Raw genomic sequence first — 18,731 nt, 5'->3', positions numbered from 1 at the left:
AGATAGGATAAAGTAGAGAAAGTATTATGGAGCTGAAAATTATTAATATATGTACAGACGGCTATGAAAGATTTGTTGATGCTGAAACGGAGGACAAAAAGAGAATTATAGTACACTTTCTTGAATATAAAGAATATATAGATTATAAGAAGAAGTCAGAGTTAAAGTTTGTAGGAGATATAATAAAAGGTGATCTAAGAATAGATTTAGTAATCGTTTCCTATATTGAAAACGGTGAACTTATGTTTGAACAGCCGCATAAACATTCCTCGCATATAAGAGCGATAGTAGAAGTAAAAAAGACCGTGGATGAGTTTTCACTTTATGTAAAAACAAATATATGCGATGAGGATATATTGGTTGAGTTTGAGAATAAAGTAAAATATGCTATCAATGACAGGATATATGTTGTAGGCTCTTTGGAGTTTGATATTATGGTCGGTACAAAAGACTGAGGAATAAATTAAAGATGATATTTTAATATAGTTAGTACCGATTTTTATGACATCGCTCAGTAATTATACTCTTGCATTTTGCTTTTATTTATGCTATTCTAAGATGTACTTTGTAACGAGTCTACTTTATGTAACCGTTAAATTTTTTAAAGAGGTGAATTATGAAACAGGAAATACATCCAAATTATTATCAGGCAACAGTAACTTGCAACTGTGGAAACACATTTGTAACAGGTTCAACAAAGGAAGATATCCACGTAGAAATTTGTTCTAAGTGCCATTCTTTCTATACAGGTCAGCAGAAATCAGCTCAGGCTCGTGGTCGTATTGAGCAGTTTAACCGCAGATACGGTGTTAAGGCTGATTAATAAAATAAAGAGATACTATTTATTAGGGGGAGTCAGGCAGGTGTCTGACTCTTTTTGAATAGATTATAATGGAGAAGGTATGAAATATTCAGGTATAGGCGGTCAGGCTGTAATAGAGGGCATCATGATGAAAAACGGTGACAGATATTCTACAGCAGTAAGAAAGCCGGATAAAACAATAGCAGTTATGGAAGATAAATATGAGAGCTTAACAACAAGGTTTCCTATTTTTGCTCTTCCGTTTTTTAGAGGTATATTTTCATTTATAGATTCCCTTATTTTGGGAATGAAGACCTTATCATACTCATCAAGTTTTTTTGAGGATGATGAAGATTCAAAACCGTCAAAGTTTGAAGAGAAACTTATAAAAATCTTCGGTGACAGACTTGATAAAGTGATAATGGGTATTACAATGTTTATTTCGGTAATAGCCTCTATTGCGATATTTATGGTTTTGCCGATGCTTTTAAGTAATATTATAAAGATGAAAATTAATAATCATTATATAATTGCAATCTTTGAAGGAATAATAAGAATAGCTATATTTATTATATATATAAAGCTTATTTCCGGTATGGAGGATATAAAAAGGACTTTTATGTATCATGGAGCGGAGCATAAATGTATCAATTGTATTGAGCATGGGCTTGAGCTTAATGTGGAAAATGTAATGAAAAGTTCAAAAGAACATAAAAGATGCGGTACAAGCTTTATTATTATTGTAATGATGATAAGTATACTTTTCTTTATGGTTGTAAGGGTGGATACCATCTGGTTAAGAGCAGTTTCAAGGATAGTATTGGTACCTGCTATAGCGGGAGTAAGTTATGAGTTTTTAAGAATTGCCGGAAAAAGTGATTTTTGGCTGGTAAATCTTTTAAGTAAGCCGGGACTGTGGATGCAGGGGCTTACCACAAAGGAACCTACTCCGGATATGGTGGAAGTGGCTATTACTGCTGTGGAGAGGGTATTTGACTGGAGAACATATTTAGAGGAAAATTTCTAAAATGAAATATATAGAAGCTTTTGATAAATATGTAAAGCTTTTGGAAGAAAATGGTTTTAAAGATGCTGCCAGCGATATATTGCTGCTTATATATGAGATATTTGACCTTGATTTTTCCAAATGGACAATGTATAAATACGAAACCATAAAAGATATATCAAAGCTTGAGACATTAAAAGAGTATGTAGAAAAAAGGCTTACAAATATGCCTGTGCAGTATATCGTAAATAAGGCTTATTTTTGCGGATTACCGCTGTATGTGGATGAAAATGTGCTTATACCGAGATTTGATACAGAGGTATTGGTGGAAGAGGTCTTAAATCTAGGAGATAAAAATAAAAAGATCCTTGATGTATGCACAGGCTCCGGAGCGATAGCCATTGCACTTAAAAAGCTTGGAAAGTTTGAAAGAGTTGATGCTCTTGATATATCCGAGGAGGCATTAAAAATAGCAAAAAAGAATGCCAAAGCTTTGGAATGCGATATCAATTTTTTAAAGAGCGATATGTTTTCAAGCTTAACATCCGAAAATAAATATGATATCATAGTATCCAATCCTCCATATATACAGAGTCATATAGTGGACAGCCTTGAAAGACAGGTAAAGGATTTTGAACCGAGACTTGCACTTGATGGAGATATTGACGGTATGAAGTTTTATAAAATAATAGAAAAGAATTTTATGAATTTTTTATCTACGGGCGGTATATTGGCACTTGAAATAGGTTATGATGAAGCTTCGGATATTAAAAATCTCTTTGAAGATAAGAAAGTTATTATCAAGAAGGATTTGGCAGGTTTAGACAGAGTAGCTATAGTATACACATAGAAAAATAAAACATAAGAGGAAGAGATGTTTGATAATTTAGAAGACATAGTAATACATTATGATGAAATAATGGCAGAACTTGCCGGTGGTGATGTGGCGAATGATCAAAATAGATTCAGAAAGCTTATGAAAGAGCAATCCGACCTGGCACCGCTGGTGGAAACATATGGAGAATATAAAAAAGCAAAACAGTTGCAGGAAGATGCACTTGAAATGCTTGAGATGAATGATGATGAGATGAAGGAAATGGCAAAGGAAGAGCTTGCAGAGGGTAAAAGACTTGAAGAGGAGTTATCAGAAAAGCTTAAGATTTTACTTTTGCCAAAAGATCCTAATGATGAAAAAAATATAATGCTTGAGATTAGAGCAGGTGCAGGCGGAGATGAGGCGGCACTTTTTGCTATGCAATTATACCGTATGTATGTTCATTATGCTGAAACTCAAAACTGGAAAGTTGAGATGATTGATGTAAATGAAAACGGTATCGGAGGCTACAAGGAAGTTGTGGCTATGGTAAGCGGAAAAGGTGCCTATTCAAAGCTTAAATATGAATCCGGTGTACATAGAGTACAAAGAGTGCCGGAGACTGAATCAGGCGGAAGAATACATACTTCCACAGCATCTGTTGCGGTAATGCCTGAGGCGGAAGAAGTGGATGTTCAGATAGATATGAATGATGTCAGAATAGATGTTATGAGAGCCAGCGGAAACGGTGGACAATGTGTAAATACTACCGATTCCGCGGTTCGTCTTACTCATTATCCTACGGGCATTGTTATCTATTCACAGACTGAAAAGAGTCAGCTGCAAAATAAGGAAAAGGCATTTGCACTCCTAAGATCAAAGCTTTATGAAATAGAGCTTGAGAAAAAGCAAAGTGCCGAGGCTGCCGACAGAAGAAGCCAGATAGGTACAGGTGACAGATCTGAAAAAATCAGAACTTATAATTTCCCACAGGGAAGAGTAACCGACCATAGAATAAATCTTACTCTTTATAAACTTGATAAGATAATGAATGGAGATATTCAGGAACTTATAGATGGATGTATTGCTGCCGATCAGGCGGCAAAACTTGCCAAACTTAATGAATAGCAGGAGGCAATAATCATGGAAACAAAGGATTTGGATTGGGGTAATATCGGTTTTAACTATAGAATTACCGACTACAGATATATCAGTAATTTTAAAGACGGTAAATGGGATGAAGGAGAGCTTTCGACCGACTCAAATGTTACTATAAACGAGTCGGCAGGTATATTGCAATACTGTCAGGAGGTCTTTGAGGGACTGAAGGCATATAGGACAAAGCAGGGAGATATCGTTACATTCAGACCTGATCTAAATGCTAAGAGAATGTTTGATTCTGCAAGTAGACTTGAGATGCCGCCATTTGATGTGGAGAGATTCCTTGAGGCGGTAGACAGGGTTGTGCTTGCAAATGAAGACTGGGTGCCTCCATTTGGTTCCGGGGCAACACTCTATATAAGACCATATATGTTTGCTTCATCTCCTGTAATAGGAGTTAAGCCTGCAGCGGAGTATCAATTCAGAGTATTTGTAACACCCGTAGGACCTTATTTTAAGGGTGGGGCAAAACCTATTACTATAACAGTAAGTGATTTTGACAGAGCTGCACCAAGAGGAACCGGACATATTAAGGCAGGACTTAACTATGCAATGAGCATCCATCCTCTTATGGAAGCTCATAGAAAAGGTTTTGATGAAAATATGTATTTGGATGCCGCTACAAGAACCTATGTTGAGGAAACGGGCGGTGCCAACTTTATCTTTGTTACAAAGGATAAAACAGTGGTGACACCAAAGTCGGGTTCAATACTGCCATCTATTACAAGAAGATCACTTCTTTATGTGGCAGAGCATTATCTGGGATTAAAAACCGAGGAAAGAGCGGTCGCCTTTGATGAAATAAAGGATTTTGCAGAAGCGGGGCTTTGCGGTACCGCAGCGGTTATTTCACCTGTGGGAAGAATATACAGAGGCGAAGAAGTTATAAGTTTGCCTTCAGGTATGGAAGGTATGGGTGAGATTACAAAGAAACTTTATGATACACTTACCGGAATACAGATGGGTGAGATTAAAGCACCGGACGGTTGGATAAGAAAAATAAAATAAGAATTAGGGGAGAAGGCTGATATTTCAGTCTTTTCTTTAGATAGGCAGGTGATGGAAATGAAAAAGTTTAAGGTAAATATAAATAATGAAATATTTGAGTATGCCGAGAAGACAAAATATTTTGATATTGTAATGGAACATAAAAAAAGAGCATTGCTGGTTAAGGTAAACGGAAAGCTGCAGGAGCTTCATAAGACATTAAAACGGGATGTTACACTTGAGTTTATTACTTTAAGCGATGCTATAGGCAGAATGACCTATGAGAGAAGTGCGGTTCTTATATTATTAAAATCCATAAAGGATATATATGGAGACAGTATAAGACCTGTTGTGGAGTTTTCTACAGGAAACGGACTCTTTATAAGAATGAACGCTGATTTTGATATTGAAAGAATAGATAAAAGAATGAGAGAGCTTGTAGATGAAAATATCAGAATCGAGAAGATGAATGTTCATACAGATGCGGCTATACAGATGTTTCATGATGCCGGAATGTATGAAAAGGAAAAACTTTTCAGTTTCAGAAGAGTTTCAAGGGTAAATATCTATAAGCTGGAAGAGTTTATAGATTATAATTACGGATATATGGTTTACTCAACAGGCTATATTGATAAATTCAGACTTACAAGATATAAGGACGGGCTGGTAATTGTAATTCCAAAGAAGGAAAATCCTGATATAGTGGAGGAGTTTGCTCCTGAGGAAAAGATATTTAACGAACTTGACAGTGCCAGCAAGAATGCTGAGGATATGGGAGTATCAAATGTAGGCTCATTAAATGAGATGATTGCAAACGGTATGACAAATGAGATGATACTTATCTCAGAGGCATATATGGAAAAGAAAATAGGTGATATTGCAGATGATATCGTAAAAAGAGGAAATATAAAGCTTGTTATGATTGCAGGTCCTTCATCATCAGGTAAAACCACATTTTCACACAGACTCAGTATACAGCTTAGAGCACATGGCTTAAAACCTCATCCTTTGGAGGTGGATAATTATTTTAAAAACAGAGAAGATACCCCGAGGGATGAAAAGGGAGAGTTGGATTTTGAATCTCTCGGCGCAATGGATATAGATAAATTTAATGAGGATATGCTGGCTCTTTTAAACGGAGAGAGCGTGGAATTGCCGAAGTTTAATTTTAAAATAGGACAAAGAGAGTACAATGGTGACTTTTTAAAACTTGGTGAAGAGGATATTCTCGTGATTGAAGGTATACATTGTTTAAATGATAAACTTTCTTATAAGCTGCCACAGGATTGCAGATATAAAATCTATATAAGCGCACTGACTCAGTTAAATATTGATGAGCACAATCGTATATCCACTACTGACGGCAGATTGCTTAGAAGAATGATAAGAGATGTCAGAAAAAGAGGTATCTCACCTACAAAGACTTTGGCTATGTGGGATTCTGTAAGAAGGGGAGAGGGAAGAAATATTTTCCCGTATCAAAGCAGCGCAGATGCCACATTTAACTCGGCACTCAATTATGAGATAGCGGTTTTAAAACAATATGTTGAGCCGGTCTTATTCAGTGTGAAAAAAGACAGCAAGGAATATCCCGAGGCTAAGAGACTTTTAAAATTCCTCGATTATTTCCTTGGAATACCAAGTGATAATGTACCTTCAAATTCTATTCTTAGAGAATTTATAGGCGGAAGTACATTTAACACATAAAATAAAAAAGACCGACAGATTGGTGATTTCCAAACTGCCGGTCTTTGTATTATTTATATTTTGATACAAAATTTTGTATTTTAACTGTAGGTGAAAGGCTCTTGCCTATTGAAACATCATGGTTATAGGAGTTTATAATGGCGGCAAGATACTTTGTCAAATCAGCTTCCAGATACCAAGGCTTTGTAAGAAGCTCAGGATTTCTATAATGTACATTAGTGGTGCAAACATAATCGATAAGTCCGAGATTATGGAACTCATCGAATTTTTCAAGTCCGTTTGTAAACAGTCCGAAAGTTGCACAGATGATGATTCTTTTGGCATTTCTCTTTTTTAATTCCTTAGCGGTATCAAGCATACTCTCACCTGAAGATATCATATCATCCATTATGATAACATCCTTACCTGCAACACTGCTTCCCAAAAATTCATGAGCAACTATAGGGTTTCTTCCGTCAATTACTCTGGAATAATCACGCCTCTTATAAAACATACCCATATCAACACCGAGGTTATTTGCAAGATATACGGCTCTGCTCATAGCTCCCTCATCAGGGCTTATTACCATCATATCATCTTTATTTACTTTTAAATCGGATACATTTTGGAATAATGATTTTACAAACTGATATGTAGGCATAAAATTATCAAATCCTGTAAGAGGAATTGAGTTTTGGACTCTCGGATCATGTGCATCAAATGTGATAATATTGCTCACTCCCATATCAGCAAGCTCTGCAAGTGCAAGTGCACAGTCAAGAGACTCTCTCTTGGTCTTTTTATGCTGTCTGCTCTCATAGAGGAATGGCATAATTACATTAACTCTTTTTGCATTGGAAATACTGGCACTGACGATTCTTTTTAAATCCTGATAATGATCATCCGGGGACATATAATTTGTAAAACCGTTGAGTTTATAGCTTAGTGAATGGTTTAATACATCAACCATTACAAATACATCCGTACCGCGAATCGATTCTTTTATAACTCCTTTAGCTTCACCTGAACCGAATCTCGGACAGGCTATATCCAGAAGATAATTATCACAGTCATAACCTCTGTAATGCAAATCCACCTTACTGTTCATAAGTTCGGTAGTATCATTTCTTCTAAATTCCACTATATAATCATTGATTTTTTTTGCGAAATCATAGCAACTTTCAAGTGCGGCAATTTTTAAGGGTGCTACAGGCAGTTGATCTCTAAAAACAAAATTGTTCGGCATTTCTTTCTCCTAGGTACTTAAGATTGTCAATAGTTAAAGAAAGAACTTTCAACTATTACAAATGTAATTATTCATTTACGAAGACACTATACACTATTAAAAATATTAAGTCAACAAAATAGCCTTCAAACTCCTGACTATAAAATATTAAATTTCAGATGAAATTTATATAAAAACTCACAATGATTGTATCTATTGATGTAAAAGTTTATTTCTGTATTGTCCCGGAGATATTTTATGCTGATTTTTAAAAATTCTGCAAAAATAATTGCTGTCCGTGTAACCGCAGAGCATGGCAATATTATGTATAGGAAGCTTGGTGGTATTTAAAAAAAATATTGCCTTATCAAGCCTTACATCATGAATATATTCAGTTACAGTCTTACCGATTTGCTTTTTAAACACCGCACTCAGATAGTTTTTGCTGACATGAAAATGACCGGCAAGACTTGAAAGACTCAGTTCGTCAGTATAATTTAACTCAATATATGAAACAGTTTTATTTACAATCTCGGTATATTGATGCAGAGAGTGATTTCTGGCGAGCAGACAATACTTTTTTATATACTTTCTTATAACTGCATTTATATCATTTATGGTTTTTGTATTAAAAAGTTCTATAGACATTTCCCTGGAAATGGAATCCAAATAATAAGGATGAACCTTGTTTCTGTATTGTAATGTTTTTCTGCAAAGGGTTCCTAGTACAATTGCCAGATAATAGGCATCATGAAAAGAGTCACCGCTTCTTCCGTCAGGCTTTACAGAAGTAAAAATTTCGTATGCATTCATGGCTTTGGAAAAATCTCCTGAAGATAGTTCCTGTAAAAAGTTTTCTTCTATTTCATATATTTCTTCAATGTTTTTTATTGATAAAAGATCATTATCTTTATAAATTTGATATTTCATAATTCTCCGATATTTTAGCCTAAAATACATCTACTGAATAAGAATACCATAATATTATGCTATTTTAAAGATATCGGCTCACTTTTTAATTTTTCTGATTTAATATAATATCTAGTTAAAGCAATAATATGGAGGTGTTTTATGAACCATCAAGGAATACATAGGGCAAAGTTATGGCAAATAGGAGGTTTTGCATTAAATAACACTGCCACTAATTTGTATTTATTTTTTATGAACTTTATCAGTTACTATTTGGTAGGATTTGTGGGAGTAGGAGTAGTTGCGGCATCCACAATAGTTATGAATATGAGAATCTGGGACGGTGTTACAGATCCTTTTATAGGATATGTTGTAGACAAAACAGATTCTAAATTCGGTAAAAACAGACCTTTTATGCTTATAGGAAATATAATACTGGCTATATTTTCATTTCTTATAGTGCATATGACACATAAGGCACCTGAAAGATCAAGGCTTACTGTATTTATTCTTTTATACATGATCTATATTATAGGGTATACATTCCAATGTGTTGTTACAAAATCTGCACAGACATGTTTAACAAATGATCCTAAGCAAAGACCTATGTTTACAATTTTTGACGGTATTTATAATACTATACTCTTTGCAGCCGTACCTGTACTTGTATTTCAAAAGCTTATACCGAAGTACGGTGAGTTTAATACGGATTTTTTCCATGAGTTTTGGATGATAACCGCAAGCATATCTGCAGTATTTACAATTATTGCAATATTTGCAATATCGTCAAAGGACAGAACAGAGTTCTTCGGTCTTGGAACGCCTACAAAGATCAGACTTAGAGATTATTGGGAAGTTTTATCAAAGAACAGGGCTATACAGATGCTTGTAGTATCGGCATCTACAGATAAGCTTGCACTTACTACACAGTCAAATGCCGTAGTAGTAATTATGGTATATGCAATAGTTTGCGGTAATACTGCAGCAGGCGGTCAGGTAGCGGCTTACACTGCAATACCTACAGCACTTATGCTCTTTTTCGGTGTGGGTTATATAGCAAGATATCTTGGACAGAGAAAGGCAATGCTTTTCGGTACAATAGGAGGTCTGGTGACCTGTGTACTTTCAATAATAGCATTCTATGTTTTAGATCCTACTACTTTAAGCTTACCCGGAGAGGGCTTTAAGGGATGGAATGTATTTACAATAGTATTTTTAGTGCTTTTCCTGCTTATGAAGGGCTTTACAGGAGTTTCAGGAAATATTGTAATACCTATGACTGCGGATTGTGCGGACTATGAGGTATATCGTTCAGGAAAGTATGTTCCGGGACTTATGGGAACACTTTTCTCATTTGTTGATAAGCTTATTTCATCACTGGGAGCTACAATTGTAGGTCTTAGCTGTGCGGCTATAGGATTTAAGGAAGTGCTGCCTACAGTAGACACACCTTCATCAGGGGCATTAAAGGCTGTGGCGATGTTTTGTATGTACGGACTGCTTATAATCGGACTTGTATGTAATCTTATTGCTATGAAGTTCTATCCTCTTACAAAGGAAAAGATGGAAAGTATACAGGATGAGATTGCTGAAATAAAGAAAAGGACGGAAGCTGAGCAAGCATAAAAATTGATAATATTTTAGGAGGGAATATATGAGAATAATAGAAAATGTAATGGAAGGCTGGATGTTTAAAAAGACTGAAGAAATTCCAAATGTCTTACCGGCTGATGAGAGCTGGGACAGAATAAACCTGCCACATACTTATAATGCCTTTGACGGACAGGACGGCGGCAATGACTATTACAAGGGAAAGGCTGTGTATGTAAAAAGATTGGAAAGACCTTTGGTTTCTCCCGATAGTGAATTTATTTTAAGCTTTGGAGGAGTAAATTCCGTTGCAAGAGTATATATTGACGGAGAGTTTGTACAGGAACATAGAGGTGGATATTCAAGATTCAGAGTTAATATTACAAGATTTTTTGAAAATAAGAAATCCATTGTTCTTGCTGTGGAAGTGGATAATACCAACAGTTCGGATGTATATCCTCAGATGGCTGATTTTACATTCTATGGCGGTATTTACAGAGATGTGAGTCTGATATCGGTACCTAAGACAAGATTTGATATAGAGTATTATGCAGGTAGCGGAGTGGCTGTTACTTCAAAGTTGGACGGTGAAGATGCAATAATAGATATTACCGCTTATGTAAAAGATCCGGACGAATCAGACATGGTTATGGTTGAGGTAAGAGATAATGACAGTTATGATGATGTAGGCTTTGTTGTCGCACCTGCAAAGAAGATAACAAAGCTAAGCCTTAAGATAGACAATCCCCGTCTTTGGAACGGTATCGAGGATCCATTCCTGTATGATTTGAGTATTAAACTTGTAAGACATAATGAAGTACTTGATGATGTAGAGGTAAATCACGGTATCAGAGAGTACTATGTAGATCCGGATAAGGGATTTTTCCTGAATGGAAGGAGCTTCCCTCTTAGAGGTGTCAGCAGACATCAAGACAGACTGGGCAATGGAAATGCACTTGATCAAATCGATCATTTTGACGATTTGGATCTGATACTTGATGTAGGTGCAAATACTGTAAGACTGGCACATTATCAGCAAGATGATTATTTTTATGAGCTTTGTGACAGATACGGTCTTATAGTATGGGCTGAGATTCCTTTTATATCAAGAATGAATAAGGATCCAAAGGCACATGAGAATGCTATGGAGCAGATGAAAGAGCTTATTTATCAAAATTATAATCACAGCAGTATATTTTTCTGGGGAATTTCAAATGAAATAACAATTGCCGGAGATATACCGGGACTTACAGATAATTTAAGAGAACTTGATGAACTTGTAAAGAGTATTGATAAAACAAGACTTACAACAATGGCTCAGGTATCAATGCTTCCTATGGAATCCGAACATAATCAGATAACGGATATTTTGGCTTATAACCTTTATTATGGATGGTATGGCGGGAAGTATACAGATAATGAAGTATGGTTTGATAAGTTTAGAGCTATGCATCCAAACAGGGCTGTAGGACTTTCAGAATACGGCTGTGAGGGCATTATAAGCTGGCATTCCAATACCCCTGCATGTAAGGATTACACCGAGGAGTATCAGGCTGAGTATCATGAGCATATGGCAAAATTACTTAGTGAAAGACCTGAGATCTGGGGCTCATATATCTGGAATATGTTTGATTTCGGTTGTGATGCCAGAGATGAGGGCGGTGTTCAAGGCAGAAACAATAAAGGTCTTGTAACTATAGACAGAAAAATAAAGAAGGATTCATTCTATTTATACAAAGCTTATTGGTCAGATGAGTCATTTGTTCATATTACAAGCAAGAGATTTGCAATAAGATGTGCTGAAAAAATAAATGTAAAGATCTATTCAAATATGCCAAAGGTTAGACTGTTTGTAAACGGTGTGGACCTTGGTGAAAAGGAAGGTGATAAAATCTTTATATTTGAGAATGTAAGTCTTAATATGGGCAGCAATTATATAAAGGCGGTAGGTGTAAACTTAGATGAAGAAGTAGTTGACAGAACCACATTTATCAGAGAGGAGAAACCTTTTGCAGGATATGTAAAGCCTGTTGAAAAAGAGGAAGAGGACGGTGTTAAGAACTGGTTTGATGATATTGATAAGGAAAACCTTGAAGCAGGCAAACTTGAGTTTAAGCCGGAATTTTTCAGTATAAAGGATACCGTAGATGATGTAATCAGAAATGATGAAGCCGGAGATATACTTGTATCTATAATAAATCAGTTTGGAACTATGAAGACGAAAAAGAGTATGCTGGGTATAATGGGCGGCATGCAGGTTGATGAAATGGCAGCATTCTTTAATCCTGAAAAAGTAGATACGGATAAGGTATTTGCACTTATAAATAAGAAATTGCAGGAAATCAGAAAATAATATACTAAGCGAAACAATATTAAAAAACAATCTATATAAAAGCCTCAAAATTTGGGGCTTTTTTGCGTATCTACATCATATTTAAGTGGAGCCTTGGTTTTATAATTGTAACTTAATATAAATTAATAATTAAATATTACAGAGGTGTCATTGCAGCTGCAACTAGACACTTTTTTGTTTTCAATTGATAAGAGTTATTTACATTTGCTATAAACATAAAAGTTTAACGCCATATAACTTTATAATTCTACTCTTAAAATAATCTCTAAAATGGCTTTATTACTGTCATAAATAGACAATGAAAAGAGGTATTTTATATTGAACATGATGTCACTAAACGTAGCTTATAATATGATATTGAAAAATATTGACACGTTTCAATTTAAACGTTATAATAAAGTCAATAAATAAATGAACCTTGATTTTATAGGAGGAAAATTATGAGAAAAGTGTTAGCAGCTGCATTATCGGTAGCAATGGGGATGTCACTGGTGGCTTGTGGTAGCGGTTCGTCTAAGCCGGTAGAGGAGACTACAAAGTCAGTAGAATCCGGTGCAGATAATACGGAAAGTGGTGATGCAAAACTAAACGCAGACATTGAGTATTGGTCAAGTTGGAGTGAAACTGAAGCTCAAGCAGATGCATTAAGGGAAGCAGCAGATGAATTTATGAAAGCTAATCCGGGTGTCAAAATTAATTTTACATTTAACGGTCGTGATAACAGAAACCTGGTTGGCTCAGCAGTATCGGCAGGAACAAAGGTTACAATGATGGATGCTAATGCTGATAATATTAAGTCTATGTGGTCTGAAATGACAATGGATCTTACACCTTATTTTGAAGAGTCATATGAATCAACAGGTGGAGAGAAGTATGTTGATAGAATTATGCCAAGTATGTCGGGATTGTCTGCTAAGCTTTTTGATGGAAAGTATTCATATTTTCCTTACGCACCGCAGGCATTTATGATTTTCTGCAATAAAAACATATTTGATGATTGTGGGATAACAAAATATCCTGAAACCTGGACAGAATTTATGGATGCTTGCGAAAAAATCAAAGCAAAAGGATATACTCCGGTTACTACAGACAGCGGTTATGCTACCAGTTGGGTTGGATATTATATGAGCCGCTTAATGGGTAATGATGAGGTCGCAAAATTGAGCAATGATCCGTCAGCCTGGAGTAATCCGAAGGTATTAGAGGCGGCTAAGGCTATTGAGGATATGGCAAAGAAGGGATACTTTGATCCGGTTATAGAAACAAATACATATCCGAATGCACAGCAAAGTATGGTTATAAATGAAAAAATAGCAATGTACATCAATGGAACATGGCTTCCTAACGAAGTAAAAGAGTCAACACCGGATGATTTCAAATGGGGTTCTTTTGCATTCCCAACTGTAGAAGGTGGGGTTGATGATCAGACATCAGGATGCTACAGCAGCTATGGTATTGCAATCAATAAGGATGCAACAGAGGAAGAAGCTAAGGCGGCAGCAGCTTTTGGAGTTTATGTAACTACAGCGTTTGACCAGAAATTTTCCGATATGGCAAATGCTATTCCGGTTGGTGTTGACGGTGTATGGCCGGATAGTTTAAAAGATGCACAACAAGTTATATCAAAATATACAAACAGATATCCGTCACAGACAGCGCTTATCTTAAATAGTAACAGTAAGCAGATTATTGCGGATGCTTGTTTAAAGCTGATGGGTGGAAGTATTACAGCAGAAGAATTTGTTGAAATGGCATCCAAGTTCTAGTATATATCAGTGATAAAATCATTGCTAAAATGTAAAGGCATCTTGCCTTTACATTTTTTCATAAGGAGGATTTTATGAAGCAGACGAAAAGGTCGATTATTACGTTTATGTTACCGGCTGTAGTACTTATGGTATTTATATTTTTATATCCGACATTAAGAACTATTGCCATGAGTTTGTTTAAGGTAAAGAGTGTAACTACTCCGCTAATGGACTGGAAATTTGTTGGTTTTGGAAATTTTTTTAAGTTATTTAAAACACCTTTATTTGTTAGATCCATGGTAAATATTCTAAAAATATGGATTTACAACGGTATTGCTACAATGGTTTTATCTATGTTGTTTGCACTGGCGTTCACAAAGGATATTCGATTCAAAAAGTTTTTTAGAACCATAGTTTACCTTCCAAATGTAATTGCAGCTATTGCAGTAGGTTATATGTGGTTACTTTACGTATACAATAGCAGATTTGGACTTCTTACAACTATGTTTGCAAGACTTGGATTAAAAGCTTTAGCAGATTATCAATGGCTAAATTCCGATCATATGTTTTTCTCAATGTGTATTGCAAATGTATTCGGTAATGTAGGATACTTTATGATGATGTTCATAGCAGGAATTGAAAAGATACCGCAAGATTACTTTGAAGCGGCATCATTAGAGGGAATTACAGGATTTCAACGCTTTAGACATATTATTTTCCCTTTGACAAAAGGTGTTTTGAGGACTGCAATAGTATTGTGGACAACAAGAACTATGGGATTCTTTGCCTTATCACAAGTTTTCTCAGGTGTAAATACATATACACCTATGCTATTTACATATCAGACTTTGTTTGGAACGGAAGTAGCCTCAGAGTCGGTAAATGCAGGAATGGCTGCCGCCGCGGCAGTGCTAATGACAGTTATCGTAGTCATTGTGTCAATGATTCTAAATCATGCAATTAAAGATGATAACTATGAGATATAGGAGGTGAAGTGATGAAGAATAATAAAAGAAAGTCCGATTTCAGATGGAGAAAAGAAGTTACTTTATTACCTAGTTACATTATTGGAATTATTTGGGCATTTTTTACAATATTTATGATTGGCTGGATTATTGCAGCTTCACTTTCGTCAACAAAAGAGGTTTTTACAGGAAATGTATTATCTACCGGTTTACATTTTGAAAATTATACTAAAGCTTTCTTTAGAAATAAGGCATTGATGAATCTTTTAAATTCAGTGATTTATACAGTACCGTCATGTATCCTTACTATTATAGTGAGTGCACCTGCAGCATATTGCCTTACCAGATTTAAGTTTAAATTTAACGGTTTGATTAAAAAGAGTATTATTACAGCTCTTGGAATTCCCGGTATTATGATTGTTATGCCGCTATTTTCAATTGTCAGTACATTAAAATTGAGTGGAACACACTTGACTTTGATCTTTATATATACGGCAACTTCAGTACCATACACAACATTTTTTCTAATGGCATTTTTTCAAGGAATATCTGATGTTTATGAAGAGGCTGCGGCAATAGACGGATGTGGTCCGATACAATGCTTTTGGAGAATTATGTTTCCATTGGCACAACCTGCTATTATGACAGTAACAATTTTTAACTTTATAAGCAGATGGAATGAATATTTTATGGCGTTGATTTTTGCCAATAAATCTGAACTTCGCCCTGTAGGTGTAGGTCTTTATCAGACTGTGCAATCAATGATGCAATCAGGTGATTGGGCCGGAATGTTTGCATCTGTAGTAATTGTATTTATGCCAACTGTAATTATATACCTATTCCTTTCCGATAAAATTGTGGCAGGGGTGACATCAGGTGGTGTTAAGGGTTAATTTAATAATAATTGAGGTGACAAAATGCATTATAGTAATGTGAAATTTGGGATTTTTACTGATTTACATCTTGATATTATGCATGATGGAAGAATACGACTGGATACATTCATAGAACAAATGAAGAAAGAAGATGTTGACTTTATCATTCAACTGGGAGATTTTTGTTACCCGGAGGATACAAGTAAATGCCTATGTTCAGAAAAGAATATGCCTATAAATCTTAAAAATGCGATGAGAGTACCGGCTGATGTACCTAAAATTGAACTCTTGGAGAAATTTAATAAATTTTCCAAACCACATTATCATGTACTTGGAAATCATGAGTTTGATTTTTGCTCAAAGGAACAGGCGATGAAGCTCTATGGAATGGATAAGAGATATTACTCTTTCATATGTAAAGATTGGAAATTCTTAGTGCTTGACGGTAATAATTTTAAAACGAAGACCGGAGAACTTAAAGATTATTATTATGGGGATTATTTTGATTCTGATGATTTACCATATATTGATTCTGAACAAATGGAATGGATTGAAAAAGAACTGTTGGAATCTGATATGCCTAAAATAATATTTTCGCATCAACCTCTAAATGAAGGCTCCAGAGGTATAAAAAATGCTGACGAACTTTCAAATTTATTCATAAAGGCAAATAGAAACGGTAAAAAAGTTAGACTTTGTATAAATGGACATATACATGTAGATAGATTGGAATGTGATAAAGGAGTGTATTACTATACTCTAAACAGTATGTCAAATCATTGGATCGGGACAAAGTTTGCAAAACATAGATTTTCAGATGAAATAGAAGAGGCTTTTCCAAATCTTCAATATACATTTCCATATAAGAGCCCTCTGTATGCAATAGTAGAATTAAATAGCAAAGGGGCTTATATTAAAGGAAAATCGGGAGAGTTTATAAAGCCAAGTCCGTTGGATATGGGGTGTGATGAGGATTTGAGTGCATCTGTACAAGATAGAGAAATCTTATGGTGATTTATATAAAAATTTTAGTATAGGAAAATAAGGAGATAAAATGGAATTAAAATTCACCGGAATAGGAGCGGCATATTATCCTGTACTGGGAAGTAATTGTGCATTTTTTGAGCATGATAACTGTCTATACTTAATAGACTGTGGAGAGAGTACTTTTAGAGCTATGTTTTCACGTAATGAAATATATGATTATGATAATATAGTTGTACTGCTTACACACCTTCATGCTGATCATATCGGTAGTCTGGGATCTTTTCTTTCTTTTTGTAAAAATGTACTTGATAAAAAAGTATTATTGGCAGCTGAGGAAAATACCATTGTGAATATATTGGCTCAAAGTGGAGTTCACACTGATAAATATAATTTCACAACAGACTTCAAAGAATGCGAAGCGATCGGATTATCTATTTATGTGAAGAGAGAAATCCATGCTACAGATATGTTATGTTGCGGATTTATTTTTGAATGTAATGGAGAAAAGATATACTACAGTGGTGATACAAGCAATGTTCCGTCTGATATTTTAAATGCCTTTCTATCAGGAGAAATAAAGACTATGTATCAAGAATGTACATTCCTAGATACAGACAGTACATCACATTTTTCTCTTAAGAAATTATGCGAGATTATTCCGTATGAAGAAAGACAACGTGTTTATTGCATGCATTTAGGAGATGATATTGAAGATGATATTGTTAAAGCAGGATTTCGTGTTCCGAAGATAGTATAAATTGGAATGCCGGAGGTAAGTTAGAATGAAAAATACACTTCATTTATACAATAATGATAATGTACAGATTGTGGCTCATCGTGGAGCGGCAGGTTCCAATATTCCTTGTAATACAATACCTGCATTTGATATCGCTCTAAAAGGCGGTGCATCAATTTTAGAGATGGATCTTTTTAAAAGTACTGATGGTAAAATATTTATTTTTCATACAGGTAAAGAACCGTATCAACTTAATAAAAACATTGATCTTACAAAACTGGACAGTGAAGAAATAAAAAAACTTCGCCTTATCAATGTTGATTTCAATCCTACACAATGGGGAATAAATTCTTTTGACGATATATTAGAGCATTTTAAGGGACGTTGTATTTTAAATCTTGATCGCATTGGGGACTGTATCCCCGATGTCATAAAAGTAGTTGAAAGACATAACATGAAAGATCAGGTTTTACTTAAACATGCCCCGATTCCAAGTGTTTTAAAGATAATTGAAGATGTGGCACCTGATTATATGTTTATGCCGATATATATGGAAGAAGATAATGCTTCTGAGATAATTGAAAAAATGAATATAAATTATATCGGTGCTGAACTTGTGTTTAAAACAGAAGAGTCCCCTGTGATACAACCTGAATATATAGAGAGTATGAAGAAGAGGGGCAAGACTTTATGGGGGAATGCAGTATTATACAATTATAAAATACCTCTTTCAGCCGGGCATACGGATGATGTCTCAATGATTGATGATCCGGATAAAGGATGGGGGTGGTTAGTTGACCATGGCTTTGATATAATTCAAACTGATTGGACATATCAATGCTGTAAGTATTTAAAGGATAGAGGAATAAACCATTAATACTTACAAA

17 protein-coding genes are annotated in these 18,731 nt (G+C 35.2%); 15 read left to right on the top strand and 2 right to left on the bottom strand.

What is annotated here, in order from left to right; genetic code table 11:
• Positions 1 to 26: 26 nt before the first annotated feature.
• From J4O15_RS12400 to J4O15_RS12370, 7 genes are all read left to right on the top strand, one after another.
• Positions 27 to 455, top strand: coding sequence for a hypothetical protein (locus J4O15_RS12400; protein WP_208100988.1), 429 nt, complete (start codon positions 27 to 29; stop codon positions 453 to 455).
• A 161-nt stretch (positions 456 to 616) separates the two neighbouring features.
• On the top strand, positions 617 to 823 hold the full coding sequence (rpmE, locus tag J4O15_RS12395; protein WP_009218930.1) for a 50S ribosomal protein L31: 207 nt from the start codon (positions 617 to 619) through the stop codon (positions 821 to 823).
• Between the two features lie 79 nt (positions 824 to 902).
• Positions 903 to 1,829, top strand: coding sequence for a DUF1385 domain-containing protein (locus J4O15_RS12390; protein ID WP_009218929.1), 927 nt, complete (start codon positions 903 to 905; stop codon positions 1,827 to 1,829).
• 1 nt (position 1,830) lies between these two features.
• A complete protein-coding gene (gene prmC / locus J4O15_RS12385) occupies positions 1,831 to 2,658 on the top strand; it encodes a peptide chain release factor N(5)-glutamine methyltransferase (RefSeq protein WP_208100987.1) in 828 nt (275 codons plus the stop codon).
• 24 nt (positions 2,659 to 2,682) lie between these two features.
• Positions 2,683 to 3,750 carry a peptide chain release factor 1 gene (gene prfA, locus J4O15_RS12380; protein WP_009218927.1) on the top strand — a complete coding sequence of 356 codons (1,068 nt, stop codon included), beginning with the start codon at positions 2,683 to 2,685 and terminating at the stop codon, positions 3,748 to 3,750.
• A gap of 15 nt (positions 3,751 to 3,765) precedes the next feature.
• Positions 3,766 to 4,791 (top strand): branched-chain amino acid aminotransferase, encoded by a 1,026-nt coding sequence (locus J4O15_RS12375; protein WP_208100986.1) that lies wholly within the window; start codon positions 3,766 to 3,768, stop codon positions 4,789 to 4,791.
• Between the two features lie 57 nt (positions 4,792 to 4,848).
• Positions 4,849 to 6,477, top strand: a complete 1,629-nt coding sequence (locus tag J4O15_RS12370; protein WP_208100985.1) for a nucleoside kinase — start codon at positions 4,849 to 4,851, stop codon at positions 6,475 to 6,477.
• A 49-nt stretch (positions 6,478 to 6,526) separates the two neighbouring features.
• Here J4O15_RS12370 and J4O15_RS12365 read toward each other — a convergent pair whose 3' ends face one another.
• Together J4O15_RS12365 and J4O15_RS12360 are read right to left on the bottom strand one after the other, a co-directional pair.
• On the bottom strand, positions 6,527 to 7,702 hold the full coding sequence (locus J4O15_RS12365; RefSeq protein WP_208100984.1) for a ribose-phosphate pyrophosphokinase: 1,176 nt from the start codon (positions 7,700 to 7,702) through the stop codon (positions 6,527 to 6,529).
• A 192-nt stretch (positions 7,703 to 7,894) separates the two neighbouring features.
• A complete protein-coding gene (locus J4O15_RS12360) occupies positions 7,895 to 8,611 on the bottom strand; it encodes a helix-turn-helix transcriptional regulator (protein WP_208100983.1) in 717 nt (238 codons plus the stop codon).
• Positions 8,612 to 8,752: 141 nt separating this feature from the next.
• On the opposite strand from J4O15_RS12360, the gene J4O15_RS12355 reads away from it, so the two are divergent.
• The 8 genes from J4O15_RS12355 (at position 8,753) to J4O15_RS12320 (ending at position 18,721) form a co-directional block, all read left to right on the top strand.
• Positions 8,753 to 10,216, top strand: a complete 1,464-nt coding sequence (locus J4O15_RS12355) for an MFS transporter (RefSeq protein WP_208100982.1) — start codon at positions 8,753 to 8,755, stop codon at positions 10,214 to 10,216.
• 28 nt (positions 10,217 to 10,244) lie between these two features.
• Positions 10,245 to 12,533, top strand: coding sequence for a glycoside hydrolase family 2 protein (locus J4O15_RS12350; protein ID WP_208100981.1), 2,289 nt, complete (start codon positions 10,245 to 10,247; stop codon positions 12,531 to 12,533).
• A 440-nt stretch (positions 12,534 to 12,973) separates the two neighbouring features.
• Positions 12,974 to 14,299 carry an ABC transporter substrate-binding protein gene (locus J4O15_RS12345; RefSeq protein ID WP_208100980.1) on the top strand — a complete coding sequence of 442 codons (1,326 nt, stop codon included), beginning with the start codon at positions 12,974 to 12,976 and terminating at the stop codon, positions 14,297 to 14,299.
• A 74-nt stretch (positions 14,300 to 14,373) separates the two neighbouring features.
• Positions 14,374 to 15,267 carry a carbohydrate ABC transporter permease gene (locus J4O15_RS12340; protein ID WP_208100979.1) on the top strand — a complete coding sequence of 298 codons (894 nt, stop codon included), beginning with the start codon at positions 14,374 to 14,376 and terminating at the stop codon, positions 15,265 to 15,267.
• A gap of 11 nt (positions 15,268 to 15,278) precedes the next feature.
• Entirely contained in the window at positions 15,279 to 16,139 is an 861-nt protein-coding gene (locus tag J4O15_RS12335) for a carbohydrate ABC transporter permease (RefSeq protein ID WP_208100978.1), read from the top strand.
• Positions 16,140 to 16,178: 39 nt separating this feature from the next.
• Positions 16,179 to 17,135 (top strand): metallophosphoesterase family protein, encoded by a 957-nt coding sequence (locus J4O15_RS12330; protein ID WP_330638812.1) that lies wholly within the window; start codon positions 16,179 to 16,181, stop codon positions 17,133 to 17,135.
• Between the two features lie 40 nt (positions 17,136 to 17,175).
• Entirely contained in the window at positions 17,176 to 17,865 is a 690-nt protein-coding gene (locus J4O15_RS12325; protein WP_007592448.1) for an MBL fold metallo-hydrolase, read from the top strand.
• 25 nt (positions 17,866 to 17,890) lie between these two features.
• Positions 17,891 to 18,721: a glycerophosphodiester phosphodiesterase family protein gene (locus tag J4O15_RS12320; protein WP_208100976.1), complete on the top strand. Its 831-nt coding sequence runs from the start codon at positions 17,891 to 17,893 to the stop codon at positions 18,719 to 18,721.
• The last annotated feature ends 10 nt before the right edge of the window (positions 18,722 to 18,731 follow it).

The sequence above is a fragment of the Lachnoanaerobaculum sp. Marseille-Q4761 genome, assembly GCF_017565785.1.
Taxonomy (GTDB): Bacteria; Bacillota; Clostridia; order Lachnospirales; family Lachnospiraceae; genus Lachnoanaerobaculum.
Note: the sequence above shows the minus strand (reverse complement) of the source record. Positions and strands in the feature narration are given on the sequence as shown.

What these genes read in the sequence shown, in the direction of transcription:
- J4O15_RS12325 (WP_007592448.1), top strand. Translation starts at nt 17,176, where the DNA reads ATGGAATTAAAATTCACCGGAATAGGAGCGGCATATTATCCTGTACTG.
- J4O15_RS12360 (WP_208100983.1), bottom strand. Translation starts at nt 8,611, where the DNA reads ATGAAATATCAAATTTATAAAGATAATGATCTTTTATCAATAAAAAAC.
- J4O15_RS12370 (WP_208100985.1), top strand. Translation starts at nt 4,849, where the DNA reads ATGAAAAAGTTTAAGGTAAATATAAATAATGAAATATTTGAGTATGCC.
- rpmE (WP_009218930.1), top strand. Translation starts at nt 617, where the DNA reads ATGAAACAGGAAATACATCCAAATTATTATCAGGCAACAGTAACTTGC.
- J4O15_RS12355 (WP_208100982.1), top strand. Translation starts at nt 8,753, where the DNA reads ATGAACCATCAAGGAATACATAGGGCAAAGTTATGGCAAATAGGAGGT.
- J4O15_RS12345 (WP_208100980.1), top strand. Translation starts at nt 12,974, where the DNA reads ATGAGAAAAGTGTTAGCAGCTGCATTATCGGTAGCAATGGGGATGTCA.
- J4O15_RS12365 (WP_208100984.1), bottom strand. Translation starts at nt 7,702, where the DNA reads ATGCCGAACAATTTTGTTTTTAGAGATCAACTGCCTGTAGCACCCTTA.
- J4O15_RS12375 (WP_208100986.1), top strand. Translation starts at nt 3,766, where the DNA reads ATGGAAACAAAGGATTTGGATTGGGGTAATATCGGTTTTAACTATAGA.
- prmC (WP_208100987.1), top strand. Translation starts at nt 1,831, where the DNA reads ATGAAATATATAGAAGCTTTTGATAAATATGTAAAGCTTTTGGAAGAA.
- J4O15_RS12320 (WP_208100976.1), top strand. Translation starts at nt 17,891, where the DNA reads ATGAAAAATACACTTCATTTATACAATAATGATAATGTACAGATTGTG.
- J4O15_RS12400 (WP_208100988.1), top strand. Translation starts at nt 27, where the DNA reads ATGGAGCTGAAAATTATTAATATATGTACAGACGGCTATGAAAGATTT.
- J4O15_RS12390 (WP_009218929.1), top strand. Translation starts at nt 903, where the DNA reads ATGAAATATTCAGGTATAGGCGGTCAGGCTGTAATAGAGGGCATCATG.
- J4O15_RS12340 (WP_208100979.1), top strand. Translation starts at nt 14,374, where the DNA reads ATGAAGCAGACGAAAAGGTCGATTATTACGTTTATGTTACCGGCTGTA.
- J4O15_RS12335 (WP_208100978.1), top strand. Translation starts at nt 15,279, where the DNA reads ATGAAGAATAATAAAAGAAAGTCCGATTTCAGATGGAGAAAAGAAGTT.
- prfA (WP_009218927.1), top strand. Translation starts at nt 2,683, where the DNA reads ATGTTTGATAATTTAGAAGACATAGTAATACATTATGATGAAATAATG.
- J4O15_RS12350 (WP_208100981.1), top strand. Translation starts at nt 10,245, where the DNA reads ATGAGAATAATAGAAAATGTAATGGAAGGCTGGATGTTTAAAAAGACT.